Source organism: Micromonospora sp. NPDC005173 (assembly GCF_040608515.1).
GTDB lineage: Bacteria > Actinomycetota > Actinomycetes > Mycobacteriales > Micromonosporaceae > Micromonospora.
This window is the reverse complement of sequence record NZ_JBEXIK010000008.1, coordinates 1-25,854: the sequence shown is the minus strand read 5'-3', so window position 1 is coordinate 25,854 and position 25,854 is coordinate 1. Positions and strand designations below refer to the sequence as shown.

General features: G+C 72.5%; 21 protein-coding genes. 13 read left to right on the top strand and 8 right to left on the bottom strand.

What is annotated here, in order from left to right; genetic code table 11:
• Positions 1 to 36 precede the first annotated feature (36 nt).
• Together lpdA and sucB are read left to right on the top strand one after the other, a co-directional pair.
• Complete coding sequence (gene lpdA / locus ABZV00_RS12155) at positions 37 to 1,428, top strand: dihydrolipoyl dehydrogenase (protein ID WP_328418981.1); 1,392 nt, start codon at positions 37 to 39, stop codon at positions 1,426 to 1,428.
• 67 nt (positions 1,429 to 1,495) lie between these two features.
• Entirely contained in the window at positions 1,496 to 3,310 is a 1,815-nt protein-coding gene (sucB, locus tag ABZV00_RS12150) for a 2-oxoglutarate dehydrogenase, E2 component, dihydrolipoamide succinyltransferase (protein ID WP_355604832.1), read from the top strand.
• 106 nt (positions 3,311 to 3,416) lie between these two features.
• Here sucB and ABZV00_RS12145 read toward each other — a convergent pair whose 3' ends face one another.
• A complete protein-coding gene (locus tag ABZV00_RS12145) occupies positions 3,417 to 4,352 on the bottom strand; it encodes an SDR family NAD(P)-dependent oxidoreductase (RefSeq protein WP_355604829.1) in 936 nt (311 codons plus the stop codon).
• Positions 4,353 to 4,500: 148 nt separating this feature from the next.
• On the opposite strand from ABZV00_RS12145, the gene ABZV00_RS12140 reads away from it, so the two are divergent.
• From ABZV00_RS12140 to ABZV00_RS12130, 3 genes are all read left to right on the top strand, one after another.
• Entirely contained in the window at positions 4,501 to 5,070 is a 570-nt protein-coding gene (locus ABZV00_RS12140) for a TetR family transcriptional regulator (RefSeq protein WP_355604826.1), read from the top strand.
• A gap of 45 nt (positions 5,071 to 5,115) precedes the next feature.
• Positions 5,116 to 6,453, top strand: a complete 1,338-nt coding sequence (locus ABZV00_RS12135) for a low temperature requirement protein A (RefSeq protein WP_355604823.1) — start codon at positions 5,116 to 5,118, stop codon at positions 6,451 to 6,453.
• 91 nt (positions 6,454 to 6,544) lie between these two features.
• Complete coding sequence (locus ABZV00_RS12130) at positions 6,545 to 7,048, top strand: hemerythrin domain-containing protein (RefSeq protein ID WP_355604820.1); 504 nt, start codon at positions 6,545 to 6,547, stop codon at positions 7,046 to 7,048.
• A 23-nt stretch (positions 7,049 to 7,071) separates the two neighbouring features.
• Here the strand turns inward: ABZV00_RS12130 and ABZV00_RS12125 are convergent, their stop codons facing one another.
• The gene (locus ABZV00_RS12125) at positions 7,072 to 7,482 is read right to left on the bottom strand and encodes a MerR family transcriptional regulator (RefSeq protein WP_355604818.1); all 411 of its coding nucleotides are present in this window, start codon (positions 7,480 to 7,482) and stop codon (positions 7,072 to 7,074) included.
• A 56-nt stretch (positions 7,483 to 7,538) separates the two neighbouring features.
• Between ABZV00_RS12125 and ABZV00_RS12120 the strand changes: the two genes are divergently transcribed.
• On the top strand, positions 7,539 to 8,537 hold the full coding sequence (locus ABZV00_RS12120; protein ID WP_355604815.1) for an aldo/keto reductase: 999 nt from the start codon (positions 7,539 to 7,541) through the stop codon (positions 8,535 to 8,537).
• Positions 8,538 to 8,563: 26 nt separating this feature from the next.
• Here the strand turns inward: ABZV00_RS12120 and ABZV00_RS12115 are convergent, their stop codons facing one another.
• Complete coding sequence (locus tag ABZV00_RS12115) at positions 8,564 to 9,415, bottom strand: NAD(P)H-binding protein (RefSeq protein ID WP_355604813.1); 852 nt, start codon at positions 9,413 to 9,415, stop codon at positions 8,564 to 8,566.
• A 321-nt stretch (positions 9,416 to 9,736) separates the two neighbouring features.
• Between ABZV00_RS12115 and ABZV00_RS12110 the strand changes: the two genes are divergently transcribed.
• Positions 9,737 to 10,636 carry a TIGR01777 family oxidoreductase gene (locus ABZV00_RS12110; protein ID WP_355604810.1) on the top strand — a complete coding sequence of 300 codons (900 nt, stop codon included), beginning with the start codon at positions 9,737 to 9,739 and terminating at the stop codon, positions 10,634 to 10,636.
• Positions 10,637 to 10,745: 109 nt separating this feature from the next.
• Here the strand turns inward: ABZV00_RS12110 and ABZV00_RS12105 are convergent, their stop codons facing one another.
• On the bottom strand, positions 10,746 to 11,963 hold the full coding sequence (locus ABZV00_RS12105) for a PHB depolymerase family esterase (RefSeq protein ID WP_355604807.1): 1,218 nt from the start codon (positions 11,961 to 11,963) through the stop codon (positions 10,746 to 10,748).
• A 207-nt stretch (positions 11,964 to 12,170) separates the two neighbouring features.
• Between ABZV00_RS12105 and ABZV00_RS12100 the strand changes: the two genes are divergently transcribed.
• Both ABZV00_RS12100 and lipB read left to right on the top strand, forming a co-directional pair.
• Entirely contained in the window at positions 12,171 to 13,997 is a 1,827-nt protein-coding gene (locus tag ABZV00_RS12100) for a DUF2079 domain-containing protein (protein WP_355604804.1), read from the top strand.
• A gap of 61 nt (positions 13,998 to 14,058) precedes the next feature.
• Complete coding sequence (gene lipB, locus ABZV00_RS12095) at positions 14,059 to 14,700, top strand: lipoyl(octanoyl) transferase LipB (protein WP_328418993.1); 642 nt, start codon at positions 14,059 to 14,061, stop codon at positions 14,698 to 14,700.
• 97 nt (positions 14,701 to 14,797) lie between these two features.
• Here lipB and aspS read toward each other — a convergent pair whose 3' ends face one another.
• The gene (gene aspS / locus ABZV00_RS12090; protein ID WP_355605132.1) at positions 14,798 to 16,114 is read right to left on the bottom strand and encodes an aspartate--tRNA(Asn) ligase; all 1,317 of its coding nucleotides are present in this window, start codon (positions 16,112 to 16,114) and stop codon (positions 14,798 to 14,800) included.
• A gap of 456 nt (positions 16,115 to 16,570) precedes the next feature.
• Between aspS and lipA the strand changes: the two genes are divergently transcribed.
• Both lipA and ABZV00_RS12080 read left to right on the top strand, forming a co-directional pair.
• The gene (gene lipA / locus ABZV00_RS12085) at positions 16,571 to 17,566 is read left to right on the top strand and encodes a lipoyl synthase (protein WP_328418994.1); all 996 of its coding nucleotides are present in this window, start codon (positions 16,571 to 16,573) and stop codon (positions 17,564 to 17,566) included.
• A gap of 99 nt (positions 17,567 to 17,665) precedes the next feature.
• Positions 17,666 to 19,273, top strand: coding sequence for a hypothetical protein (locus ABZV00_RS12080; RefSeq protein ID WP_355604801.1), 1,608 nt, complete (start codon positions 17,666 to 17,668; stop codon positions 19,271 to 19,273).
• Positions 19,274 to 19,336: 63 nt separating this feature from the next.
• Here ABZV00_RS12080 and ABZV00_RS12075 read toward each other — a convergent pair whose 3' ends face one another.
• Both ABZV00_RS12075 and ABZV00_RS12070 read right to left on the bottom strand, forming a co-directional pair.
• The gene (locus ABZV00_RS12075; protein WP_355604799.1) at positions 19,337 to 22,234 is read right to left on the bottom strand and encodes an AAA family ATPase; all 2,898 of its coding nucleotides are present in this window, start codon (positions 22,232 to 22,234) and stop codon (positions 19,337 to 19,339) included.
• A gap of 107 nt (positions 22,235 to 22,341) precedes the next feature.
• Positions 22,342 to 22,509, bottom strand: a complete 168-nt coding sequence (locus ABZV00_RS12070) for a hypothetical protein (protein ID WP_328418997.1) — start codon at positions 22,507 to 22,509, stop codon at positions 22,342 to 22,344.
• A gap of 207 nt (positions 22,510 to 22,716) precedes the next feature.
• Here ABZV00_RS12070 and ABZV00_RS12065 point away from each other — a divergent pair, with 207 nt between their 5' ends.
• Positions 22,717 to 23,403 carry a DUF4191 domain-containing protein gene (locus ABZV00_RS12065; protein WP_328418998.1) on the top strand — a complete coding sequence of 229 codons (687 nt, stop codon included), beginning with the start codon at positions 22,717 to 22,719 and terminating at the stop codon, positions 23,401 to 23,403.
• A gap of 241 nt (positions 23,404 to 23,644) precedes the next feature.
• Here ABZV00_RS12065 and ABZV00_RS12060 read toward each other — a convergent pair whose 3' ends face one another.
• Positions 23,645 to 24,043: an RDD family protein gene (locus tag ABZV00_RS12060; protein WP_355604795.1), complete on the bottom strand. Its 399-nt coding sequence runs from the start codon at positions 24,041 to 24,043 to the stop codon at positions 23,645 to 23,647.
• Between the two features lie 262 nt (positions 24,044 to 24,305).
• Here ABZV00_RS12060 and glnA point away from each other — a divergent pair, with 262 nt between their 5' ends.
• Positions 24,306 to 25,730 (top strand): type I glutamate--ammonia ligase, encoded by a 1,425-nt coding sequence (gene glnA / locus ABZV00_RS12055; protein ID WP_355604792.1) that lies wholly within the window; start codon positions 24,306 to 24,308, stop codon positions 25,728 to 25,730.
• Positions 25,731 to 25,854 lie beyond the last annotated feature (124 nt).

Below are 25,854 nucleotides of genomic sequence, written 5' to 3'. Positions count from 1 at the left end.
GACCCCCGATGCAGTGACGCGACCTGGGAGTTGGACGTGAGCGAGCCGAACGACGCAACCTTCGACATCGTCATCCTCGGAGGTGGCAGCGGCGGCTACGCGACCGCCCTGCGTGCCGTCCAACTGGGCCTGACGGTCGCCCTGGTCGAGAAGGGCAAGCTCGGCGGCACCTGCCTGCACAACGGCTGCATTCCGACCAAGGCGCTGCTGCACGCGGCGGAGATCGCCGACCAGACCCGCGAGTCGGAGCAGTTCGGTGTGAAGGCCGAGCTGGTCGGGATCGACATGGCCGGGGTCAACGCGTACAAGGACGGGGTGGTCTCCCGCCTGTACAAGGGCCTGCAGGGCATGCTCAAGGGCAACAAGTCGATCACCATCGTCGAGGGGCGCGGCACGCTGGTCGCGCCGAACACCGTCGAGGTGGACGGCAAGCGCTACACCGGCCGCAACGTGGTGCTGGCCTCCGGCTCGTACGCCAAGAGCCTGCCCGGCCTGGAGGTCGACGGCGAGCGGATCCTGACCAGTGACCACGCCCTGGTTCTGGACCGGATCCCCGCCTCCGCGATCGTGCTCGGTGGCGGTGTGATCGGCGTCGAGTTCGCCAGCGTGTGGAAGTCCTTCGGGGTGGACGTGACGATCGTCGAGGCGCTGCCCCGCCTGGTGGCCGCCGAGGACGAGGAGTCGTCGAAGGCGCTGGAGCGGGCGTTCCGCAAGCGGAAGATCAACTTCAAGGTCGGCAAGCCGTTCGAGAAGGTCGAGAAGACCGAGAACGGCGTCAAGCTGACCATCCAGGGCGGCGAGACCGTCGAGGCCGAGCTGCTGCTCGTCGCCGTCGGTCGCGGCCCGAACACCGCCAACCTCGGGTACGAGGAGCAGGGCGTCAAGATGGACCGCGGCTACGTGCTGACCGACGAGCGGCTGCGCACCAGCGTGCCGAACGTCTACGCGGTCGGCGACATCGTGCCCGGCCTCCAGCTCGCGCACCGCGGCTTCCAGCAGGGCATCTTCGTCGCCGAGGAGATCGCCGGCCAGACCCCGGCCGTGATCGACGAGGTCGGCATCCCGCGGGTCACCTACTCCGACCCGGAGCTGGCGTCGGTCGGCCTGACCGAGGCGAAGGCCAAGGAGCAGTACGGCGCCGACAAGGTGAAGACGTACAACTACAACCTGGGTGGCAACGGCAAGAGCCAGATCCTCAAGACCGCCGGCTTCGTGAAGCTGGTCCGGGTGGACGACGGCCCGGTGGTCGGCGTGCACATGGTCGGCGCCCGGGTGGGTGAGCTGGTCGGCGAGGCGCAGCTCATCTACAACTGGGAGGCCTACCCGGCCGAGGTCGCCCAGCTCGTGCACGCCCACCCGACCCAGAACGAGGCCCTGGGCGAGGCGCACCTGGCCCTCGCCGGCAAGCCGCTGCACGCGCACGCCTGACCACGACAACCCGCGGCGTCCGGCGACGGGCGAAGATCCCACCAGGGGAATGAAGGAGTCTCAGAAAATGCCGGTATCGGTCACCATGCCCCGGCTCGGCGAGAGCGTCACCGAGGGCACCGTCACTCGCTGGCTCAAGCAGGAGGGCGACACGGTCGAGGTCGACGAGCCCCTGCTCGAGGTCTCGACCGACAAGGTCGACACCGAGATCCCGTCGCCTGCGGCGGGCGTGCTGAGCCGCATCGTGGTCGGCGAGGACGAGACCGCCGAGGTCGGCAGCGAGCTGGCCGTCATCGCCGGTGAGGGCGAGTCGGCGGGTGGCGGCGAGGCCGCCCCGCAGGAGCAGCAGCAGCAGGCCCCGGCCGAGCCGGCCGCCGAGCCGACGGCCGCCGCCGAGGGCACCGCCGCCGAGGTGGCCCAGGACGAGGCGCCGGCTCCGGCCGCCGCGCCTTCGGGCGAGGGCACCGCGGTGAAGATGCCGGCCCTGGGCGAGAGCGTCACCGAGGGTACGGTCACCCGCTGGCTCAAGCAGGTCGGCGACACCATCGAGGTGGACGAGCCGCTGCTGGAGGTCTCCACCGACAAGGTGGACACGGAGATCCCGTCGCCGGTCGCCGGCACGGTGCTGGAGATCAAGGTCCCCGAGGACGAGACCGCGGCGGTCGGCGCCGACCTGGCGATCATCGGCGTTGCCGGTGCGGCCCCCGCGCCGGCGAAGCCGGAGCCGAAGCCCGAGCCCCAGGCGGAGGCCAAGCCGGCGCCCAAGGCCGAGCCGAAGGTCGAGGAGCCGACCCCCGGCACGTCGTACAACGAGCCGGCCGCGGCGGCCGAGACCTCGGCGCAGCCGGCGAAGGCCGAGCAGGCCGCGCAGCCGTCCGCGCCGACCCCGACGCCGCAGCGCCCGTCCGCTCCGGCGCAGGGTGGCGGCGAGGAGGCCGCCGGTTACGTCACTCCGCTGGTGCGCAAGCTGGCCAGCGAGCACGGCGTCGACCTGTCCTCGCTCAACGGCACCGGCGTGGGTGGTCGGATCCGCAAGCAGGACGTGCTGGAGGCGGCCGAGAAGGCGAAGGCGGCCAAGGCCGCTCCCGCCGCGCCGCAGCCGGCCGCCGCCGCTGCGGCCCCGGCCAAGCCGGTCGCGAAGCCGCAGCCGAGCGGCAAGCGGGGCACCACGGAGAAGCTCACCCGGATCCGTAAGGCCATCGCCACGCGGATGCAGGAGTCGCTGCACGAGATGGCGCAGCTCACCACGGTGATCGAGGTGGACGTCACCCGGATCGCCAAGCTGCGGACGCAGGCGAAGGACTCCTTCCAGCAGCGGCACGGCGTGAAGCTGTCCTTCCTGCCGTTCTTCGCTCTCGCCGCCGTCGAGGCGCTGCAGACGTACCCGATCGTCAACGCCCGGATGGACCTGGCGGGCGGCACGATCACCTACCCGGAGGCGGAGCACCTCGGCATCGCCGTGGACACCGAGCGGGGTCTGCTGGTTCCAGTCATCCACAACGCCGGCGACCTCAACCTGGGCGGCATCGCCAAGCGGGTCGCGGACCTGGCCGAGCGGACCCGGACCAACAAGATCAGCCCGGACGAGATCGCCGGGGCGACCTTCACGCTGACCAACACGGGCAGCCGGGGCGCTCTCTTCGACACCCCGATCGTGCCGTCGCCGCAGTCGGCGATGCTCGGCACCGGTGCCGTGGTCAAGCGGCCGGTCGTGGTCAACGACCCGGATCTGGGCGAGGTCGTGGCGGTCCGGTCGATGGTCTACCTGGCCCTGTCCTACGACCACCGGCTGATCGACGGCGCCGACGCGGCCCGCTTCCTGGCCGCGGTCAAGGAGCGGCTGGAGGCCGGCAACTTCGAGTCGGAGCTGGGCCTGGCCTGATTCCGAGCCAACCGAAAGGGCGCCCCGGTCGTCGACCGGGGCGCCCTTTCGTCGTTCGTAATGGGCGGGCGCCGGCCAGGTCGGAACCGGGCCGGCGCCGGAGGGCTCAGCCCTTGAGCAGCTGGGTCGAGACCTCCCAGAGCCGCTCGGCGGCCTCCGGGTCCAGCGCGTACTCCGCGACGCCGCGACGATCGCCGGGCTTGGCCGGGCCGGCCTCCTGGCTGTCCTCGAAGTACCGCCCGCCGACCCCGTCGAGCAGCGGCGACGCGGCGACCAGCACCGAGGTGGCGGCACCCTGCTCGGGGGTCTTCCAGGCCGCCGCGTTGCCCGCGCGCAACCGGTCGAGTTCCTCGTCGCTGACATAGCGCTGGAGGTTGGTCCGGATCGCCCCGGGCATCAGCGAGTTGGCCACGATGCCGTCGTCGGCCCAGCGCCGGGTCGCCTCGACGGCGAAGAGCACGTTGGCCGTCTTGGACTGCCCGTACGCCTGCCACGGCTCGTACGCCCGGCGGTCGTACTGGATGTCCTCGAAGACCACCGGCGAGCGCAGGTGCGCGGCGGAGCTGACCGAGACGATCCGGGCCCCGTCGGCGGCGGCCAGCGCCGGGCGCAGTCCGGTGGCGAGCGCGAAGTGCCCCAGGTGGTTGGTGGCGAACTGCATCTCCCAGCCCTGGGAGGTCCGGCTCAGCGGCGCGGCCATGATGCCGGCGTTGTCGACCAGGATGTGCACCGGGCCGTCCCAGTTGGCCACGAAGTCGGCGACCGAGTCCTGGTCGGCGAGGTCGAGCGGGGCGACCAGGATCCGGTCGTTGCCGGTCGTGGCGGTGATGTCGTCGGCGACGCGCTGCCCGGCGTCGGTGTTGCGGACGGCCAGGGTGACCTGCGCGCCGGCGCTGGCCAGGGCGCGGGCGGTCTCCACGCCGATGCCCGACGACCCGCCGGTGACGATCGCCCGCCGCCCGCCGAGGTCCACGCCCTGGATCACGTCCATGGCGGTGGAGTCATGGGTGAACGGTGTGATGATCGGGGTGCTCGTCGTCATGATCCATCCTTGTCCGGGTGGGGCGGACCGACCGGCCCGCCACTACGATGGAAGCGGAGGATCCTCCGCTACGGTCGAGACTAACCGGAGTTTCCTCCGGATACCACTGCGGGGTGCACCCGTCGGCCGCACCAGCCAAGGAGGAGACGTGCCGGAGACCGGCCCCCGCCCGCTACGGGCAGACGCGCTGCGCAACCGGGAGCGGCTGCTGGAGGCCGCGGTCCAGGCGTTTTCCCGCCCCGGGCCGGAGGTAACGCTCGACGCCATCGCCCGGGAGGCCGGGGTGGGCATCGGCACCCTCTACCGCCACTTCCCCACCCGCGAGGCGCTGGTCGAGGCGGCGTACCGCAACGAGCTCGGCAAGCTCTGCGACGCCGCGCCTGAACTGCTCGACCGGTTGCCGCCGGATCGGGCGCTACGCAACTGGATGTCCCGGTTCATCGACTACCTCGCCACCAAGCGCGGGATGGCCGACGCCCTGCGCCTGGTGATCGCCGCTGGCGCCAACCCGTACGCGCAGAGCCGGGACCGGCTGCTGGAGGCGCTGGGCCGGCTGCTGGCCGCGGGCGTCGCGGCTGGCAGCGTCCGGGCGGACGTGGAAACCGGCGACGTGCTGGTAAGCCTGAGCGGGATCTCCCTGGCCGCCGGTGAGCGTGCCCAGGCCGACCGGCTGCTCGACCTACTGATGGACGGCTTGCGGCACCGACGAGCGGGCTGACCCGTTCCGGCCTCCGCCCAGGCTGGACGCTGCCAGAGTGGGTTCGTGGGTGGCTTCCGGCGGCATGGGCAACTGGGGCCGGCCGTCCCGATCGCCCCCGGCGCACGGGTGGACAAGTTCGAGGTCTTCTTCGACCTGGTCTTCGTCTTCTCGTTCTTCATCATCACCCGCGCGACCGCCGCGAACATCTCCGGCCGGCAACTGCTGCACGCCGGCCTGGTCCTCGCCGTGCTCTGGTGGATCTGGGTGGTGCACAGCCTGGTCGCCACCCGGGTCCGACTCGGCGAGGGCTACGTCCCGGTGCTCATGGTGATCGCGATGGTCGCCCTGTTCGCGTTCGCGCTGGGGCTGCCGCAGGCGTTCAGCGACCCGAAGGGAAGCGCCTCCGGCCCGATGCTGGTGGCCATCAGCTACGTCGTGGTCCGGGCCGTTCACATGATCCTGTATCAGCATGTGGTGCGGGACAGCCCGCAGGAGCGGCGGCAACTGCGGCGGTTCGCCCCGGAGCTTGCGGTGAGCATCGCGCTGCTGCTGGCCGCCGCGCTCATCCCGCCGCAGATCACCGACCCCGACCAGGCCGCCATGGTTCGCGACGGGCTGTGGATCGCCGTGGTGGTGGTGCAGTACGCCACCGGCTTCATCGTCGGCACCTGGGGCTGGGGGGTGACCAGCGCCGAGCACTGGACAGAGCGCTACGACCTCATCCTGATCATCGCTCTGGGCGAATCGGTGATCTCCACCGGGGTGGGCGGCAACCTGCTCGGCAAGCCGGTCACCTGGCCGGCGGTGGCGGCCGCCGCGCTCGGCATCGTGGTCACCGCTGCCCTCTGGTGGGCGCACTTCGACTTCATCGGGCCAGCCGCCCGGATCGCCCTGCACGCGGCGGAGGGTGGGCCCCGGGTGGCGATGGCCCGCGACGCGTACGCGTACCTCTACCTGCCGATGATCGCCGGGGTGATCCTCTTCTCCATCGGCAACGAGCAGGTCCTGCACAAGATCACTGACCCGGCCGGCGGGATCGCCGAAAAGGTCGAGGGACCGGCGGTGCCGATGCTCTTCGGCGGGTTGATCTGCTACTTCGCCACCAACATCCTGTTCCAGCTCCGCACCCTGCACACCGTCAGCTGGACCCGCGTCGGCGTCATCGTGGTGCTCACGCTGGCCCTCCCGATCGGTCAGCACCTGCCGGCGCTGGGTGCGCTCACCCTCGCGACCGTGATCTGTGTCGGACTGGTGGCCGTGGAGGTGATGGTGATGGCCAGTTCCCGGCACGCGCTGCGATCCGTCGTCTTCCAGGAGCGGACCACCCACGAGGCCAACGAGGCCGCCTGGCGGGCCCGCTGGCACGACCTCAGGGAGCCGGACGACCCCACCACGCCCTGACCCCTCGGGATAGGATCCGGCCCAGCGTCGCGGTGCACCCGGCACGAAGGCCGCCGTGGGCATGGAGGCGCGGGGACAGCATGGGACAAACGTGCACCCAACCAGTTCACCGGCCGGCCGGCTCGCCGCCGTCGGCAATCAGATGATCGAGATCCACCTCTGGCTCAGCGCGGAGCTGGCCCGCCTCCGGGCGAGCCTCGACCCCGCCTCCCCCGGCGAGGTCCGCCCATCGCGGGACCTGCGGGCCCACTGCCTCACCTTCTGCGCCGCCCTCGGCCGGCACCACACCGGGGAGGACGCCGGCGCCTTCCGGCTGCTGGCCGACCAGGTCCCCGAGCTACGCCCCGTCATCGCCAACCTGATCACCGACCACGAGGTGGTGGCCGGGATCCTGGAGCGGGTCGAGGACCTGCTGGGCGATGTTACGGCGATGCCGGCCCAACTGCGCGGCGAGCTGGACGGGCTGGCCGCGCTACTGGAGTCGCACTTCCGGTACGAGGAGAAGAGGCTGGTCAACGCGCTGAACGCGCTCACCGGCCAACCCGGGACCGCCGAGGAACTCCTCGGCCTGACCGCGCCGCAACCCGCCGACTGACGGCTGTTCGCCGCCCGAGCCGCCTACGAGCCGGGGCGGGCGGCTGCCGTCGGCTGCCCGGCCTCCGGCCCCGGGCCGGGCAGCCGCTCGTAGAAGCGGATCTTCTCCCGGAGGTGGTCGTACTGGCGCTGGAGCAGGCGCATCTGGTCCTCGACCCGCACCGCGTGCCGTTCCAGCAGCGCCCGCCGCTCGTCGGTGGTGTGCTCACCCTCCCGGGCCAGCTGCGCGTAGCGACACATCTGGGCGATCGGCATCCCGGTGTCGCGCAGGCAGCGGAACAGCACCAACCAGCTCAGGTCGTCGTCGCTGAAGACCCGCTGGCCGCCCGCCGTCCGGCCCACGTCGGCGAGCAGGCCGATCTTCTCGTAGTACCGCAGCGTGTCCAGGCTGAAGCCGCTGCGGCGGGCAGCCTCCGCGGGGGCGTAACCACTCATGTCCCGAGAGGGTAGTGCTTGACCTGGAGTGCACTCCAGGTTGGAGGCTGGTCCGCATGACGACGACACGGACGCTGGGACGCAGCGGCATCGAGGTGAGCGCGATCGGGATGGGGTGCTGGGCGATCGGCGGCCCGCTCTGGGGTGACGACGGGCAGCCGTTCGGCTGGGGCGAGGTGGACGACGACGAGTCGATCCGCACCATCCACCGCGCGCTCGACCTCGGGGTGACCCTGTTCGACACGGCCAGCAACTACGGCGCCGGGCACAGCGAGCGAATCCTCGGCCGGGCTCTGGCCGGGCGGCGGGACAGTGCGGTGATCGCCACCAAGTTCGGCAACGTCAGCGACGAGGCCACCCGGCGGGCGCTCGGCACCGACGCCAGCCCCGCCTTCGCGGTACGCAGCCTGGAGGACTCGCTGCGCCGGCTCGGCACCGACCACGTCGACCTCTACCAACTGCACATCAACGAGCTGTCGGTGCCCGCCGCGCTCGACCTGGTCGGCACCCTGGAGGACCTGGTCGGCCAGGGCAAGATCCGGGCGTACGGGTGGAGCACCGACGACCCGGCCTCGGCGGAGGCTTTCGCGGCGGCGGGCGCGCACTGCGCCGCCATCCAGCACGACGAGTCGGTGCTGCGGGACAACGCGGCGGTGCTGGCGGTCTGCGACAGCTACGACCTGGCCAGCCTCAACCGTGGGCCGCTGGCGATGGGGCTGCTCACCGGGTCGACCCGGGCGGTCGGCGCGGACGACGTGCGCGGCCGGGCACCGGAGTGGCTGGAGTGGTTCACCGACGGACGCCCGACGCCGCGCTGGGCGGCCCGGGTCGAACAGGTCCGGGCGACGCTCACCGCCGACGGGCGCACCCTGGCCCAGGGGGCGCTCGGCTGGCTGCTGGCGCGCAGCCCGCGTACCGTGCCGATCCCCGGCCTGCGCACGGTGGCCCAGGCCGAGGAGAACCTGGCCACCCTGGCGCTCGGCCCGCTGAGCGCCGAGGCGTACGCCGAGGTGGAGCGACTGCTCGCCGACCTGCGTCCGGCCCACGCGGCCTGACCACCGGGTCCACGCCCCGGGCGCCGTCAGCGGAAGTCGTCCGCGTGTTCGGCGGCCCAATGCCGGAACGTGCGCCCGGGGCGTCCGGTCACCTGCTCGACGTCCGGGGCGACCCAGCCGTTGCCGTCGGGATACCGCCCCATCTCCAGGAACCACTCGATCACCTCGGCGGGGTAGTCATCCTTCCAGTGCTCCCGGGCCTGCTCCGGGGTCAGCTCGTCGAACCGCACCGGACGGCCGATCGCCTCGCCGATCATCCGGACCGCGTCCCGGCGGCGGACCGGCTCCGGCCCGGTCGGCTGGTACACCCGGCCGGCGTGGCCATCGTCGGTGAGCGCGGCCAGGATGACCGCTGCGATGTCCGCCTCGTGGACCAACGCGCTGTTCCAGTCCCCGAACGGCGCCCGCACCACCCCCTCGGTCCGGATGCCGGCCGCCCAGTCCCGGGTGTTCGCCATGAACTCGCCGGGGAAGACGTGCGTCCACTCCAGGCCCGAGTTCTCGACGGCCCGGTGCAGGGGCCGGTGGGGTGCCTCGATCGGGTCGTCGTCCGCCCGGCTCGGATCGTTGTGACCGAGGTGGGTGACCCGGCGGACGCCGGCCTGCCGAGCCAGCTCCAGGATCTCCGCACCGGTGGTCAGCGGCCCGTACCCGTCCATCGCGACCAGGTGCATGCGCGTCACGCCGCGCAGCGCCGGGGCCAGCGTGTGCGGCCTGGCGAAGTCACCCGCCACCACCTCCACCCGGCGGGGCAGGGCGGCAGCCGCCGGCGAGGCGGGGTCCCGCGTCAACGCGCGTACCTCGTGGCCGGCGGCCACCAGTTGCCGGACCAGGCTGCCTCCGACGGTCCCGGTCGCTCCGGTCACCAGGATCGGCATGGTTCCTCCTCACGGGTTGCCCGACGGCGGGCATGGAGCGCCAACCCCCCCATTCGGGGGCTCACTCGGATGGCTCATGGTCAGTCAGATCGACGCCGGAAGCAATCGCGAACATCGCATTCACGTTCGCTCTGACCTGCGGAAACACGCCGACCGCCGAATGCGCGCGACAGCCTTTTTCGGCGCCAGGAACGCCCGTTGACCTGCGTTTTCCACGCCGCCCGGTGGATCCGCGCAGATTTCTTCGCCGGGTCGCTCCGCAGCCGGTGACGTCGGCCGCCCGACGCATCCACCGACGGCGTTCTGGGCGAAGATGAGGACATGCGGATCCTTCTGGCCGGCGCGTCCGGCTTCCTCGGCACCCGGCTGGTCGACCGGCTCTCGGCCGACGGCCACCAGGTCACCCGGCTGGTTCGCCGGCCCGCGCGCGACCCGCGGGAGCGGCGGTGGGATCCGGCCGCCGGGCAGCTCGACCCGGCGACCGTCGCCGAGTCGGACGCGGTGGTCAACCTGGCCGGCGCGGGGGTCGGCGACAAGCGCTGGAACGACGACTACCGGCGGTTGATCCGTACCAGCCGGGTGGACAGCACCAGCACCCTGGCGACCGCCATCGCCGGGCTGCCGGCCGCCGACCGGCCGCAGGTGCTGTTGAACGCCTCGGCGGTGGGTTGGTACGGCAACACCGGCGACCGGGTCGTCGAGGAGGACGCCCCGGCAGGTGAGGGCTTCCTCGCCGACGTCTGCCGGGTCTGGGAGGCCGCGACCCGGCCGGCGGAGGACGCCGGGGTACGGGTGGTGCGGCTGCGCACCGGCCTGCCGCTGCACCGCGACGGTGGGCTGCTCAAGCCGCAGCTGCTGCCGTTCAAGCTGGGCATCGCCGGCCGGCTGGGCAGCGGCCGGCAGTGGCTGCCGTGGATCTCGATGGCCGACTGGCTGGACGCGATCCGCTTCCTGCTGGACCACGCCGACATCGCCGGCCCGGTGAACGTGGTGGGGCCGAACCCGGTCACCAACGCCGAGTTCACCCGGGAGCTGGCCCGGCAACTGCACCGGCCGGCGATCATCCCGATCCCCGCGCTGGCGCTCAAGGTGGTCCTCGGCGGCTTCGCCCACGAGGCCCTCACCAGCACCCGCGTCCTACCCGCCGTGCTCACCCGGGCCGGCTACCAGTACCACCACCCAGACCTCCGCACCGCTCTGCACGCCGCCCTCACCGAGTAACCCCACCGCCGTCGATCATGAAGTTATTGCCAGCCACCTCGGCGTGTCGTGGCAACAACTTCATGATCGACGGCGGTCAGCGCCCCGGGGGGTGGGATGGGGTGGGGGGTTAGCAGCCTATTACCCAGTGGTTGGGGGCGGTCTGCTTGAGGGCGCTGATGTAGAAGGTGTTGTAGAGGCCCATTCGCTGGTTGGAGCCGTTCGCGTAGGCGTAGCCACCGGAGTGGTACGCGCGGCCGGCGGCCACGTGCGCGTAGTTGCTGGCGGTCACGCAGGTCGGGGGCGTGGTGGGGGTCGGCGTGGGGGTGGGGGTGGGGGTGGCCGTCGGGGTGGGGGTTGGGGTGGTTCCGCCGCCGTTCAGGCCGAAGAAGAGCGCGTCGCGGTACGTCGAGCAGATGGTGTCCAGGAAGTACGCGGCGGCGGTGCCGCACTGATCGGCGCCGGAGCCCGGGTCGACCGGGGTGCCGTGACCCATTCCGGATACCCGGTAGAGCCGCACGTCGTCGTTGCCGTACACCTCCAGGCTGGTGCCGGCGGGCAGCGACGAGGTGCTGCTCGGGGTCTGCGAGACGCCCCGCACGTTGGTCCACTGGTCGCGCGACTCAGTGCCGTTGAGCGGGGCGACGGTCGTGTCCGAGGTGCCGTGCCAGATGGCCACCCTGGGCCGCTGGCCGGTGTAGCCGGAGTACGCGCCGCGGACCAGGTCGCCCCAGGCCGCCGGGCTCTTGTCCGCGCCCGGGTTCATGCAGCTGAACGCGTTGACCATGCTGGTGGCGCAGCGGTACGGAATGCCCGCGATGATCGATCCGGCGGCGAAGACGTCCGGATACGTGGCGAGCATGACCGAGCTCATCGCCGCACCCGCGGACAGGCCGCTGACGAAGACCCGGGCACTGTCCACCCCGAAGTTCGCCTTCGCGTGGTCGACCATCTGCTTGATCGACAGCGCCTCACCCTGACCCCGGGCGGTGTCCCCCGGCTCGAACCAGTTGAAGCAGCTGTTGGCGTTGTTGCCGGACTTCTGCTCCGCCACGATCAGCGCGAACCCCCACTGGTCGGCGTACTTGCGCCAGCCGGAGTTGGTGAAGTAGCCGGACGCGTTCTGGGTGCAGCCGTGCAACAGCACCACGGCGGGCGGGTTGGCCGGCAGGTTGTCCGGCCGGTACGCGTACATGGCCAGGTTGCCGGGGTTGGAACCGAAGCTGGCGACCGCGGTGAGGCTGGCAGCCTGGGCAGGCGCGGCCAGGGCGACGACGCCGGCGGCGGCGAGGACGAGCCCGGCGACCACACCGGTCAGCCGGGTGAGGAGGGATGAGGAGCGGCGCACGGCGGCCTCCCGGGGCGAAATGTGAACTGGGTCACGGTCGAATTGCCGAGACGTTACGTCGATGTGTCGCCGCTATGACATGGGGCACACTCACACATTCACCGACGTCAAGATGTGCTCCCGGTTCGGCCGTCCCGCGACGCGATGTGTGCCCGAAGGTTCCGTGTCTGACCGGCCGGTCCAGGTCCGGTTGGTAACGTCCGCTGCGTGCCGTCCTCCCCGTCGCTGGCCACCGGGCCCGCACCCGCGTCACCGCCGCACACCGTGCGGGACCGCCGGGCCGACCTGATCGTCGTGCTGGTGGCGCTCGCGCTCGCCGTCTGGGTGACCAGTGGGCTGTGGCGGGACCCGAACCTGCGCACCATCACCGTCAACTCCAGCGACCAGGCGCTCTTCGAGTGGCTGTTGGCCTTCGGCGGGCACGCGGTCACCCACGGGGACAACCCGCTCTTCACGTACCTGATCAACGTCCCGGACGGGGTCAACCTCGCGGTCAACACCTCGATCACGGTGTACGCGGTGGTCTTCGCCCCGCTCACGTACCTGATCGGGCCGCCGGCGACGTTCCTGGTGATCCTCACCCTGAACCTGCTCGCCACCGCGCTGGCCTGGTACTGGCTGCTCTCCCGGCACCTGGTCCGCAGCCGGCTGGCCGCCGGGATCGGCGGCCTGTTCATCGCCTACTCCCCCGGCATGGTCTCGCACGCCAACGCCCACCTGAACTGGACCGCGGGCTGGCTGGTGCCGCTGCTGATCTGGCGGCTGTTCGCGCTGCGCCGGCCCGGGCACTGGCTCCGGGACGGGGTGATCCTCGGCGTCCTGGTCGCGGTGGCCTTCTCGATCGCCGCCGAGGGCCTGTTCTTCACCGCGCTCGCGCTCGGAGTGTTCGTCGCCGTCTGGGCGGTACACCCGGCCCACCGGGCCGAGGCGCGGGCCGTGCTGCCCACCTTCCTGCGCGGGCTCGGAGTGACCGCGGTGGTGGCCGCCGCGCTGCTGTCGTACCCGCTGTGGCTGCACTTCGCCGGACCGCAGCGGTTCCACGGCACCGGCTTCGACCCCGTGACCCACTCCGAGGACATCGCCGCGTTCGCCGCCTTCCCGCGCCGCTCGCTGGCCGGTGAGGCCGGGCTGGGCACCTCACTGGCACCGAACTCGACCGAGGAGAACTCGTTCTTCGGCATTCCGCTGCTGGTGCTCACCGTGGTCTGCTTCGTCGCGCTCTGGCGGCGGGCCGACGCCGGCCGCCGGGCCACCCTCTGGGCTCTGGGCGCCACCGCGTTGATCTTCACGGTGCTCTCCTTCGGGCCGGTGGCGAAGGTCGACGGGCGGCGCACCGACCTGCCGATGCCGTTCGACCTGCTCGGGCAGTTGCCGGTGGTGAACGCCGCGCTGCCCGCCCGGCTGGCCCTGGTGGTCGCGCCGGTGATCGGCGTGCTGCTGGCGTACGCCATCGACCAGTTGCGCGCCGCGCCGCCCCGGCACCGCTCCACGGAGTTGGCCTGGTCGCTCGGGTTCGCGGTGGCCCTGCTGCCGCTCCTGCCCACCCCGCTGCTGACCCACGAGCGGGAGCCCATCCCCCGGTTCATCACGGCCGGGACCTGGCGGGAGTACGTCTCCCCGGGCGGGGTGCTCACCCCGGTGCCGCTGACCGTGGACATCTACCCGGACGGTCAGCGCTGGCAGGCGTACGCGCTGTCGCACCGGCAGGGTGAGTTCGCCATCCCGGGCGGCTTCTTCCTCGGCCCCGGCGGCCCGGACGGACGCGGCCGGATCGGGCCGGTGCCGCGCACCCTGAGCGCGCTGATGGACCAGGCGGGCCGCACCGGAACGGTGCCGATCGTCACCGACGGCACCATCCGGGAGGTCCGCTCCGACCTGCGGCACTGGCGGATCGAGACGGTGGTGCTCGCCGACCGGGTGCACGGCGCGAAGTTCGACGTTGACGAGGAGGCGGTCCGGCGTACCGCCACCGCTCTGTTCGGTGAACCGCAACGGGTCGACGACGTCTGGGTCTGGCGCGTTCCGCCGGCCTGACCGGCCGTGGTGAGGCGGCTCACCAGGGATCGGAGCCGGTGGCCGGACTAGGCTCGGTGGCGTGACAACGACGACCTCCGGCCTGACGGCCGTCCGCGCCGGCCTGCTCGAGTACCAGGCCGCCTGGGACGAGCAGCGCCGCCTGCACGAGTCGGTGGTGGCCGGCGAACGCGGCGACACCGTGCTGCTGCTGGAGCACCCGAGCGTCTACACCGCGGGCAAGCGCACCGAGCCGTGGGACCGGCCGGCGGACGGCACCCCGGTCGTCGACGTGGACCGCGGCGGCAAGATCACCTGGCACGGGCCGGGGCAGCTCGTCGGCTACCCGATCCTCCGACTGCCCGACCCGGTGGACGTGGTCGCCTACGTGCGCCGCACCGAGAAACTGCTGATCGACGTGTGCGCCGAGTTCGGGCTGGCCGCCGGCCAGGTCGAGGGGCGCAGCGGTGTCTGGGTGCCCGAGGACGACCGGGGGCCGGCCCGCAAGGTGGCCGCCATCGGCATCCGGGTCGCCCGGGGCGTCACACTGCACGGCTTCTCGATCAACTGCGACTGCGACCTGACGTCCTTCGACCGGATCGTGCCGTGCGGCATCCGGGACGCCGGCGTCACCTCACTCACCGCCGAGTTGGGCCGCCCGATCACCGTCGCCGACGTGCTCCCGGTCGTCGAGCGCCGACTGTCCACCCTGATCGAGGTGTAGCACCCGGCCGGCGGTGCGATGCCGTCGGCTCGATCCGTCCGAATGACGACCCAGGGGCCCCTGTTCCGCCGAAGGCGTGGACAGGGGCCCCTGTTTGTCACGGGGTCAGGCGGTGCAGGTCGCGCGGGAACGCGGTGACCTCCCGGACGTTGGCCGCGCCGACCAGGCGGGCCACGAAGCGCTCCAGGCCGATGGCGAAGCCGCCGTGCGGCGGCATGCCGTGCTGGAACGCGTCCAGATACCCGGCGTACGGCTCGACCGGCTCGCCCCGGGCCGCCAGCGCCGCCAGGTAGTCGGCGTGCCGGTGCAGCCGCTGCCCGCCGGTGACCAGCTCCAGGCCACGAAAGAGCAGGTCAAAACCGTTGGAGTACGCCGGCCGGCCCGGGTCCGGATGGGTGTAGAACGGTCGCTTCGCCATCGGGTAGCCGGTGACGAAGAGAAACTCCGACCCGTGCTCGCGGCGGGCCCACTCCCCCAGCGCCCGCTCGTGGGCGGGCGCGAGGTCCGGCTCGTCGTCGGGTGCGCCGGCGATCTGCAACGCGTCGGTGAAGTGCACCGCCGGGATCTCCGCCGGCACGGCCGGCGCCTCGACGCCGAGCGTCTCCAACGCACCCGCGGCCCGCTCGCCCACCGCACCCAGCATCCCGGCCAGGACGTCGCGCAACACGCGCATCACGTCCCGGTGGTCGGCCACGAAGCCCAACTCCGCGTCGAGCGAGGTGTACTGCGCGAGGTGCCGGACGGTGTCGTGCGGCTCGGCCCGGAACACCGGCCCCACCTCATAGACCCGTTCGAAGACGCCGACCATCAGCTGCTTGTAGAACTGCGGCGACTGGGCCAGGTACGCGGGCCGGCCGAACCAGTCCAGCGCGAACACGTTCGCGCCGCTCTCGGTCGACGAGCTGACCACCTTCGGAGTGTGGATCTCCACGAAGTCCCGGGCGTCGAGCGCGGCCCGGAACCCGGCCACCGCGGCCGCCGAGACGCGCAGCGCGGCCGACCGGGTGGGGTGCCGCAGCGCGGTCGGCGCATGGTCGAGCTGGGTGGGCAGGCTCGCGGTGAGCGCCGGCCGGTACAGGTCGAACGGTGGCGGCACGGCGGGCGGGCCGAGCGGGCGTACCGTCGGGTCGGTCAGCTCGACCCCGGCGGACGTCGTAGCCGCATCGGCCGTGGGCGCGGCGTGACTGTCCCGCGCGACCACCGTGGCAATGACCTCGACGACCGTCTCCTCGGTGAGTTTCTCCAGGTCGGCGCGGACGGCCGGGTCGGTGATGACGACCTGGGCCAGGCCGGCGGCGTCCCGCACGATCAGGAAGGCCACCGACTTCAGCAGCCGGCGGCGGCGTACCCAGCCGGCGATCCGCACAGTCGTGCCGAGGTGGAGGTGCAGGTGGTGGGAAAGGACGCGTTGCATGGTGGGCTGCTCCTCGGTCAATCGCGACGCCTTCGCCACCTCCCGGGCGGCGAAGCGTCGCATCAGCCCCAGGGAGGTGTGGGCGAGCGGGAACCTCGCGGTGCCACCACACCTTCGCCCCCGCCGGAGCGGGAGCCTCGTTCGTCGCCTGATGACCGGGGCCAGCCGGGCGGGCTCTACTGGGCACGGGGGCGACCCGCAACCGTTCTTCCCGCAGCTCGGGAGGGTCTTCACGCACCGGCGCCAGACCGCCTCTCAGCACCGGCGGCTCTCTGCACTGGCGGGTCGGGGCGCTACTCGGCTCCGTCGTCGCTGTTGGCGGTGACCGTAGCACCCGACGTCCGTCGGTGTGACGCCCATTTTCGACAGGGCGGTGTCCGGCGTCACAACATCTGCGGCGTGATGCCGGTCGCCTGACGCACATAGACGACGGCCGTCGGGCGTAGGCTCGTTTTCGTGACGATCGAGCACTCCGCGCCGACGACCGGCCAGGCAGCGCGCACCGCAACGGCCGCCCCCGAGGGGCGTCGCCTGCTGCGGATCGAGGCGCGCAACGCCGAGACGCCGATCGAGCGCAAACCGCCATGGATCAAGGTCAAGGCCAAGATGGGGCCGGAGTACACCCAACTGCGCGGGCTCGTCTCGCGCGAGGGGCTGCACACCGTCTGCCAGGAGGCTGGCTGCCCCAACATCTACGAGTGCTGGGAAGACCGCGAAGCCACCTTCCTCATCGGTGGCGACCAGTGCACCCGGCGCTGTGACTTCTGCCAGATCGACACCGGAAAGCCGGCCGAGTTCGACGCCGACGAGCCCCGCCGGGTCGCCGAGTCGGTGGTCTCGATGGGGCTGCGCTACGCCACCATCACCGGCGTCGCCCGGGACGACCTGCCCGACGGCGGCGCCTGGCTGTACGCCGAGACCGTCCGGCAGATCCACGCCCTCCAGGCCGGCTGCGGCGTCGAGCTGCTGATCCCGGACTTCAACGCCGTCCCCGAGCAGCTGGCCGAGGTCTTCGGCTCCCGCCCGGAGGTGCTGGCGCACAACGTGGAGACCGTGCCGCGGATCTTCAAGCGGATCCGGCCGGCGTTCCGCTACGACCGCTCGCTGGACGTGATCCGGCAGGCCCGCGCCGACGGCCTGGTCACCAAGAGCAACCTGATCCTGGGCATGGGCGAGGAGCGGGCCGAGGTCTCCCAGGCGCTCCGCGACCTGCACGAGGCCGGCTGCGAGCTGATCACCATCACCCAGTACCTGCGGCCCTCCCCCCGGCACCACCCGGTGACCCGCTGGGTCAAGCCGGAGGAGTTCGTGGAGCTGCGCGAGGAGGCCGAGGAGATCGGCTTCGCCGGGGTGATGAGCGGGCCGCTGGTGCGCTCGTCGTACCGGGCCGGCCGGCTCTACCGGCAGGCGCTCGACGCCCGCGCCGCCACCCCGGTCGCCACCGCCGGCTGAGCCGCACCACCGGCACTCCGACTTCCACCGCCCGGCTGAGCCGCGCCCGACCCGCCGGGCGCGGCACGCCGCGCGAGCGGTCGGTGCCATGATCGTGCGATGACCGTCGGGGTACGCCAGCAGCCGCATGGGGCGGGCAACCCGCGCCTCCGGCCCGGCGCACGCCCCGGACTGGTCGGCTGGCTCACCGGGCTGGCCCTGCTCGCCGGGGTGGGCTACCGGCTCTGGTTGCTGGGCCACGCCGCGCCACCGACGAACAGCGACGAGGCCACCATGGGGTTGGCCGCGCTGCACATCGCCCGGGGCGAGAACTTCCCGGTCTGGTTCTACGGCCAGCAGTACATGGGCACGCTGGAGGCGTACCTGGCCGCGCCGGTGTTCGCTCTGGCCGGCGGGCCGTCGCTGCTCGGCCTGCGGCTGCCCACGCTGGTGCTGTACGCGGTGTTCCTGCTGCTTGCCTGGCGGTTGACGGTGCGGCTGACCGGGGACCGCTGGTTCGGGCTGCTCGTGGTGGCGCTGCTCGCCCTCGGCTCCGACCGGGTCGTCAAGAACCAGCTGATCGCCGGCGGCGGCTATCCCGAGATGAACGCCGCCGGGGTGGCGCTCGCCCTACTCGCCCTCGACCTGGCCACCGGCCGGCCGGGGCGGCGGCTGGTCCGCTGGGCGGCGTGGGGGCTCCTGTCCGGCCTGATGCTCTGGGTCGACCCGCTGGTGCTGCCGTACATCCTGGCCACCGGGGCGGTACTGATCGGGTTCTGCCGCCGGGAACTGCGCGGGGCGGCCGGAGCGCTGCTCGGGGCGGCCGCCGCGCTGGGGGCGGCCCCACTGCTGGTGCACAGCCTGCTGACCGGCCGGAACCCGCTGCACGCGGTACTCGCCGCCGGTGGGGCGAACGCCACCGCGGGCTGGGCGGACCGGCTGCACGGCGGGCTGCTGCTCGGCCCGCCGCTGGGCATGGGCTTCTGCGCCCCCGGGCAGTGCGCCACCTGGCAGCTCTGGTGGGCGCTCGCACTCCCGGTGCTGCTGGCCGTCGCCGCCGGGACCGCCTGGCGAACGATGCGCCGTTCGTCCACCACCCCGGCTGACCCGTCGCCCCGGGTCACGGCGGCGATGCGGCTGGCTCTCGTGCTAGCCGCGGTGGCCACCCTCGTCGCGTACACCGCGAGCAGCGCCGCCGGGCTCACCCCGGTGGAGAGTTCCCGCTACCTGTCCTGCCTGCTCATCTCCCTGCCGGCGCTGCTCTGGCCACTGTGGATGGCGGCCCGACACCGAGCCGGGTGGACCGTCGTCCGGCTGGTCGCGCTGGTCGTGCTCGCTGCCACGTTGGGCACCACCGCCCACGCCACGTGGCAGGCGACGCAGACCGCCCCGGCGATCCGGGCCGCCGAGGCCCGGCACGCCGAGCTGGTGACCACCCTGCGGCAGCTCGGCGTACGGCACGTACGCGCCGGCTACTGGACCTGCAACCGGCTCACCTTCGCCAGTGGGGAGGACGTGGTCTGCGCGGTCGTCGACGACACACTGCGCCCCGGCTTCGACCGCTACCCCGCGTACCGGCGGGAGGTGGAGCGCGCCGCGGCACCGGCCTGGGTCGCGCCGGCCGACTCACCGCTGGCGACCCGGCTCGACGAGCGGCTGCGCGCCGCCCCGGGCAGCCTGGACCTCGTCACCCTGGACGGCTGGCGGATCTACCTACCGCACGCCTGAGGGGTGGCCGAGCCGCCCCGGCTCGCTCATCAGCGGGGTGGCCGAGCCGCCCCGGCTCGCTTGTCAGCGGGGTACGGCGGGCTCGCTGAGCAGGCCAAGGCGGTGCGCCAGGGCGGCGGCCTCCACCCGGTTGGTCACACCCAGCTTGGCGATGATCCGGGACACGTGCACGCTGGCCGTCTTCGGCGAGATGAACAACCGCTCGGCGATCCGGCTGTTGCTGTGCCCCTCGGCGACCAGGAGCAGCACCTCCCGTTCCCGAGCGGTCAGCAGATCGGTGCCGGGGCCGCCCTGGCCCGCTCCGCGCAGGCCGACCCGGCGGGCCAGCGTGGCGGCCGTATCGGCCAAGGGCGTCGCGCCCAGTCGCCGGGCGATCTCGGCGGCCTCGGTGACCGCCGCCGCCACCTCGTCCCGCTCTCCGGCCGAGGCGGCCGCCTCGGCCAGCGCCAGCAGTGCCCGGCCCAGCGGGTACGGCTGCCCGTCGGCGCGCCACGCGTCCACCGCCGCACGCCACGCCGGCAGCGCCTGATCACCGGCCGCGAGCAGCGCGGTGACCTGGGCGGCATGCGCCCGCGCGCCCGGATGCAGCGCGGGCAGATCGGCGGCGAGCGCCGCGACGGCGGCGGCCAGCTCCCGGTCGCCCATCCGGGCGGCGGTACGAGCGACGGCGCTGAGCACCGGCCAGCCCTCGCGGGGCAGCTGCGGCAGGCTCCCATCGGCCAGCGCGACGCGGGCCGCCCGGACCGCCTCGACCTTGTCGTCGGCGGCCAGCGCCGACTCGATCGCCAGCTCGTGCAGGGGCAGCCGATGGTTCGGCCACAGGTAGGGCCGGCCGAGGAAGGCCAGCGCCCGGTCGACCAGCTCGTCGGCGGCCGGGTGGGCCCGGGCCAGCCGCAGCCCGGCGCCCAACTGGAGCCAGTGCAGCCCGGTGACGCCGGACAGGTCGATCCGGGCGGCCTCCGCGCACACCGCCTCGGCCTCGTCCCACCGGCCCAGCGCGATCAGCGCCTCGGCCCGGTTGGACAACAGGTACGCCCCGGTGGAGCGGCTGATCCCCACCCGCCGCGCCTCGGCCACGCCGGCTTCGGCCGCCTGCGCGGACTCGGCGTAGCGACCCAGCTCGCAGAGCAGGTCCGACCGGTACACCATTGCGAGCACCAGGGTTGGCGCGTCACCGGACGCACGGGCGGCGGCCTCGGCCCGGCTCAGCTCGGCCAGCCCTCGCTCCAGGTCCCGCTCGCCGTGGCACAGCAGGGCGATCCGCGTGGGCAGCAGGGCCACGTCCTCGCCGAGCGCCTCGGCGTCCGTGGCAGCCTCGGCGGCCACCCGGGCAGCCTGCTGAGGGTCGATCTTGACCAGGTGGGCGGCGATGTCGGCGAGCAGTTGTACCCGCTCCACACCGGCCGGGCCGCCCGCCGCCAGCCGGTACGCCTCACCCAGCTCGCTGCTGCCGTCGCTCTTGCCGAGCAGAGCCAGCAGTCGACCCCGCTGGTCCTGCAGGCGGGCGGCGCGCAGCGGCGCGGCGTCGGCGTCCACCTCGGCCAGGCCGGCCCGGGTCAGGGTGATCGCACGGCTGAAGTCGCCCGCCGTGACGGCGGCGCCCAGGGTCTGCTCCAGCAGCGCCAGGTGGTCCATGCCGAGCCGGTCGGCGGCGTCGGGCACCAACTCCCACAGCTCCAGCGCCCGTTCCAGCAGCCGGCGCTGCTCGGCGTAGGCGTACCGGTCGGCGGCGGCGCAGGCCGCCGCCAAGGCGGCGACCAGGGCTCGCGGGTGGTCGTGCGCGGCGTACCAGTGGTGGGCGATCTCGGCCGGTGCCCGGCCCTCGGCGACCAGGTGCGGCTGGGCCACGATCGCGGCGGCGAAGCGGGCGTGCAGCCGGGCGTGCTCGCCGGGCAGCAGCTCGTCGTGCACGGCCTCGCGGACCAGCGCGTGTCGGAACTCGTAGTCGCCGTCCGGGTCGGCCACCACCAGCTGGGCGGCGACGGCGGCGCGCAGCGCGTCCTCCAGCTCCGCCTCGGGCAGCGCGGCGACCTCGGCGATCAGGTGGTGGGCGAAGCGGCTGCCGCCGGCCGCGGCGATCCGCAACACCCGCTGGGCCGGCTCGGGCAGCCGGTCCACCCGGGCCAGCAGCAGGTCGCGCAGCGTCTCGGGGAGCGCGGCGCAGCCCAGCGGGTCGCCGGCGACGGCCAGCTCCTCGATGAAGAAGGGATTGCCCTGGGTGCGGTCATGAATGTCGTCGACGGCGCGGGCGGTCGGCTCGGCGCCGAGCAGGTCCGCGAGGATCGCGGCGGTGCCGTCGCGGTCCAACCGGCCCAGCTCGACCCGCTCGACGCCGCGGGCCCGGTCCAGCTCGGCCAGGAACGGGCGCAACGGATGCCCACGCTGCAACTCGTCGGTGCGGTAGGTGCCGACCAGCAGCAGCCGGCCCGGCCGGGCGGCCCGGACCAGAAAGCCGATCAGGTCCCGGGTGGAGCGGTCCGCCCAGTGCAGGTCCTCGATCACCAGCACCAGCGGCCGGGCGTCGGCGAGCCGCTGGAACAGCTCGGCGACCAGGTCGAACAGGTATCCGCGCGGGGCGTCGGTGAGCGGCGCGGCGGCCGGCACGGCCAGCGCCGCCGGCACCCGACCCAGCTCCGGCAGCAGCCGGGCGAACTCCGCCTCGTAGCCGGCGAAGACCTCGGCGCCGTCGGCGCGCAGCACCGCACGCAGGGCGGCGGCGAACGGGGCGAACGGCAGGCCGGCCTCGCCCAACTCCAGGCACTGGCCGATCAGCACCCGGGCTCCGGTGTCGGTGGCCCCGCCCGCGAACTCCTCCAGCAGCCGGGTCTTGCCCACGCCCGCCTCGCCACCGACCAGCACCGTGCTCGGCTCCCCGGTGCGGGCGCGGGCCAGCGCGCCGCGCAGCGCGGCAATCTCGCGCTGGCGGCCGACGAGGACGGAGCTGGCGGCACGTACGGTCACGGGAACGAGCATGCCATGGCGGCCCACGCCGCCGGCCCCGCCGATCGGCCGGTGACCGAGTGGCGGGGCCGGCGACGGGACGGGCGCGGCGGCTGGGGCGGGCGCCGTCACCGGTGGTCGTCACCGGTGCGGCGGACCTGGCGCCGGCCTAGCCAGCTGCGGCCGGCCGGGCGTGACACCGAGCGGGCGAGTCGTTCCGCCGCCGCCTCGGCGCGCAGCTCAGCGGCGTGGGTACGGTGCAGGGAGAGCAGGAATTCTGCGTCGTTGCCGAACATGTCGGGCTCCTTCGTGGCGTCGTCATCTTTCTGCTGATGACTCTTCGCGCGAAGGCCCCACCCGGGCATGGGCACACTGCCTGATCTTCCCCGGTGCCACCCTCCTTACCCGCCCGCCAGCGACGCCTGAGGCGACGTAAGGTACTCAGCCGGCCGGCACCCGGACGCGGATCAACGGGGCCGGCGGCGCCCACTAGACTCTCCGACATGGCAAAGCCCCAGGAGAAGGTCTCGTTCGGCCAGCGGCTGAAGCAGATCGGGATGGTGTTCAAGTTCACCGCCAAGCAGGACCGGTGGTTCGCCCCGCTGGTCGCCGCCGCGGTGCTCCTCCCGCTCGCCGTCACCGTGGTCGCGGTCATCCTCTGGAGCTGGATCTGGCTGCCGGTGGGCATCCTGTTCATCCTGCTCGCGGTGCTGATCGTGCTGAACCTGCGGTCCAACAAGGCGATGATGAACGCCGCCGAGGGCCAGCCCGGCGCGGCAGCGCAGATCATGGAGAACATGCGCGGCGACTGGCGGGTCACCCCGGCGGTCAGCTCCACCACCCAGATGGACATGGTCCACCTGGTGATCGGCCGGCCGGGCGTGATCCTGCTGGCCGAGGGCAACCCGCAGCGGGTGCGCGGCCTGCTCGGGCAGGAGAAGCGGCGGCTGTCCAAGGTGATCGGCTCCGCCCCGCTGCACGACTACGTGATCGGGCAGGACGAGGGCGAGCTGCCGATCCGCAAGCTGCGGACGACGCTGCTGCGGCTGCCCCGCGCGCTCTCCGGCAAGGACGTCAACTCGCTGGACAAGCGGCTGAAGGCGCTCACCGCCCGCCCGCAGATGCCCAAGGGCGCGATCCCGAAGAACATGCGGCCGCCGGGCAACTTCCGCCAGTCGCGGGGCCGCTGACCCCCGCCGTGCACCGAACGGAGCCGGACCTACAGGTCCGGCTCCTTTCCGTTACCCCACCGCGTCCCCCGACCCTCGCCCCGCCCCTGGCCCCGGTGCGGGCGCCAAGATCGCGCTGGATCCAGGATGTAGTGGCCTGGAACACCAGGGATGCCGCTACATCCTGGATCGAGCGCGATCTTGCCGGTGGCGTTCCTGATCGAGCGCGATCTTGCGGGTCGCGGTCCCTGGCGCCGGGGGGTCAGTTGCGGGGTGCGTCGACGATGACCGAACCGGTGAGGCGGTCGTGCAGCCCACGGCGGTGCTCGTCCATGATCAGGGCGGGGACGACCAGGGCCAGCAGCAGGCCCCGGAGCAGCCCCTGGAACAGCCCGATCCGCCCGCCGTCGGCCCAGCTCACGCAGCGGATCTTCGTGATGTACATGCCCGGCGTCTGGGCGAACAGGCCGAGGAAGAGGCCGTACTCGAGGATCAGCACCAGCACCGGCGCCCAGCCGTCGCGCACCGGGTCGGCGAAGATGTTGGCCACCAGCAGGCAGAGCACCCAGTCGATGATCAGCGCTCCGAACCGCCGACCGAGGCTCGGCGGGGTGAAGGAGGGGTCGGTGGCGGGCGCTGCCGTGGCGTGCGGGTTGGTCACAGCGGTCAAGGGTATCCGCGTCGGGATCGGGGCTTCCGGGTGCCGCCCCTCGCCGCGTGCCTAATCGGGCTAATCGCATCAGATGTCATTACAATGGCACAGCCGGTACGACGTTCGCGGCGGGCCGAAAGCGGTGGAAGAGCGTCGCTGACGCTCCGCGAGCGACGTAACACGGCAGAAACATCGGAGACATGGCCGGGCAACCGCTTGGGAATAGCGTCGCCAGAAGCCTAGCCACCCAGTGGACGTGCCAGGAGGACGTGTGTTCGCCAATCCCGAGGAACTGCTGCGATACCTCAAGAACGAGGACGTGAAGTTCGTCGACGTACGTTTCTGTGACCTGCCCGGCGTGATGCAGCACTTCAATCTGCCGGTCGAGTCCGTCAACGACGACCTCTTCACCGACGGCCTCGCGTTCGACGGTTCGTCGATCCGCGGTTTCCAGGCGATCCACGAGTCGGACATGCTCCTGCTCCCGGACGTCGCCACCGCGTTCATCGACCCGTTCCGGGCGCAGAAGACCCTCGCCCTGAACTTCTTCATCCACGACCCGTTCACCCGCGAGGCCTACACCCGCGACCCGCGCAACGTCGCGAAGAAGGCCGAGGCGTACCTCGCGGCCAGCGGCATCGCCGACACCGCCTACTTCGGCGCCGAGGCCGAGTTCTACATCTTCGACTCGATCCGCCACGAAACCTCGGCGCACCAGTCGTTCTACTACATCGACTCCATCGAGGGCGCCTGGAACTCCGGCCGCGAGGAGCCGGGCGGCAACCGCGGCTACAAGACCGCCTACAAGGGCGGCTACTTCCCGGTGCCCCCGGTCGACCACTACGCCGACCTGCGCGACTCGATCGTGCGCCGGCTGGTCGACACCGGCTTCACTGTGGAGCGTTCGCACCACGAGGTGGGCACCGCCGGCCAGTCCGAGATCAACTACCGGTTCTCCACCCTGCTGCACGCCGCCGACCAGCTTCAGCTCTTCAAGTACATCGTGAAGAACGAGGCCTGGGCGAACGGCAAGACCGCCACCTTCATGCCCAAGCCGCTGTTCGGCGACAACGGTTCCGGCATGCACACCCACCAGAGCCTCTGGCTGGGCGGTGAGCCGCTGTTCTACGACGAGACCGGCTACGCGGGCCTGTCCGACACCGCCCGCTGGTACATCGGCGGCCTGCTGCACCACGCCCCGTCGCTGCTGGCCTTCACCAACCCGACGGTCAACTCGTACCGCCGGCTGGTGCCGGGCTTCGAGGCGCCGGTCAACCTGGTCTACTCGCAGCGCAACCGCTCCGCCTGCACCCGCATCCCGGTCACCGGCAGCAACCCGAAGGCCAAGCGCGTCGAGTTCCGGGTGCCGGACCCGTCGGCCAACGTGTACCTCGCCTTCTCGGCCATGATGATGGCCGGCCTGGACGGCATCAAGAGCAAGATCGAGCCGCCGACGCCGATCGACAAGGACCTCTACGACCTCCCGCCGGAGGAGTGGGGCGACGTCAAGCAGGTCCCGGGCTCGCTGCCGGCGGTGCTCGACTCGCTGGAGGCCGACCACGACTACCTGCTCGACGGCGGCGTTTTCACGCCGGACCTGATCTCCACCTGGGTCGAGTGGAAGCGGGCCAACGAGGTCGACCCGGTGCGTCTGCGCCCGACCCCGCACGAGTTCGCCATGTATTACGACTGCTGAGCTGCCTACGACTGCTGAGCAGTCGCTCCATCACCAGCCGGCCCCGCGCCCCGCTCGCCGCGTGGGGGCCCGCGCCGGATATAAAACCCCCCCAAAAACAGAAATACCTGAAATAGATTGCGGG

What these genes read in the sequence shown, in the direction of transcription:
- sucB (WP_355604832.1), top strand. Translation starts at nt 1,496, where the DNA reads ATGCCGGTATCGGTCACCATGCCCCGGCTCGGCGAGAGCGTCACCGAG.
- ABZV00_RS12145 (WP_355604829.1), bottom strand. Translation starts at nt 4,352, where the DNA reads ATGACGACGAGCACCCCGATCATCACACCGTTCACCCATGACTCCACC.
- ABZV00_RS12125 (WP_355604818.1), bottom strand. Translation starts at nt 7,482, where the DNA reads ATGAGTGGTTACGCCCCCGCGGAGGCTGCCCGCCGCAGCGGCTTCAGC.
- ABZV00_RS12120 (WP_355604815.1), top strand. Translation starts at nt 7,539, where the DNA reads ATGACGACGACACGGACGCTGGGACGCAGCGGCATCGAGGTGAGCGCG.
- ABZV00_RS12115 (WP_355604813.1), bottom strand. Translation starts at nt 9,415, where the DNA reads ATGCCGATCCTGGTGACCGGAGCGACCGGGACCGTCGGAGGCAGCCTG.
- ABZV00_RS12110 (WP_355604810.1), top strand. Translation starts at nt 9,737, where the DNA reads ATGCGGATCCTTCTGGCCGGCGCGTCCGGCTTCCTCGGCACCCGGCTG.
- aspS (WP_355605132.1), bottom strand. Translation starts at nt 16,114, where the DNA reads ATGCAACGCGTCCTTTCCCACCACCTGCACCTCCACCTCGGCACGACT.
- ABZV00_RS12080 (WP_355604801.1), top strand. Translation starts at nt 17,666, where the DNA reads ATGACCGTCGGGGTACGCCAGCAGCCGCATGGGGCGGGCAACCCGCGC.
- ABZV00_RS12070 (WP_328418997.1), bottom strand. Translation starts at nt 22,509, where the DNA reads ATGTTCGGCAACGACGCAGAATTCCTGCTCTCCCTGCACCGTACCCAC.
- ABZV00_RS12065 (WP_328418998.1), top strand. Translation starts at nt 22,717, where the DNA reads ATGGCAAAGCCCCAGGAGAAGGTCTCGTTCGGCCAGCGGCTGAAGCAG.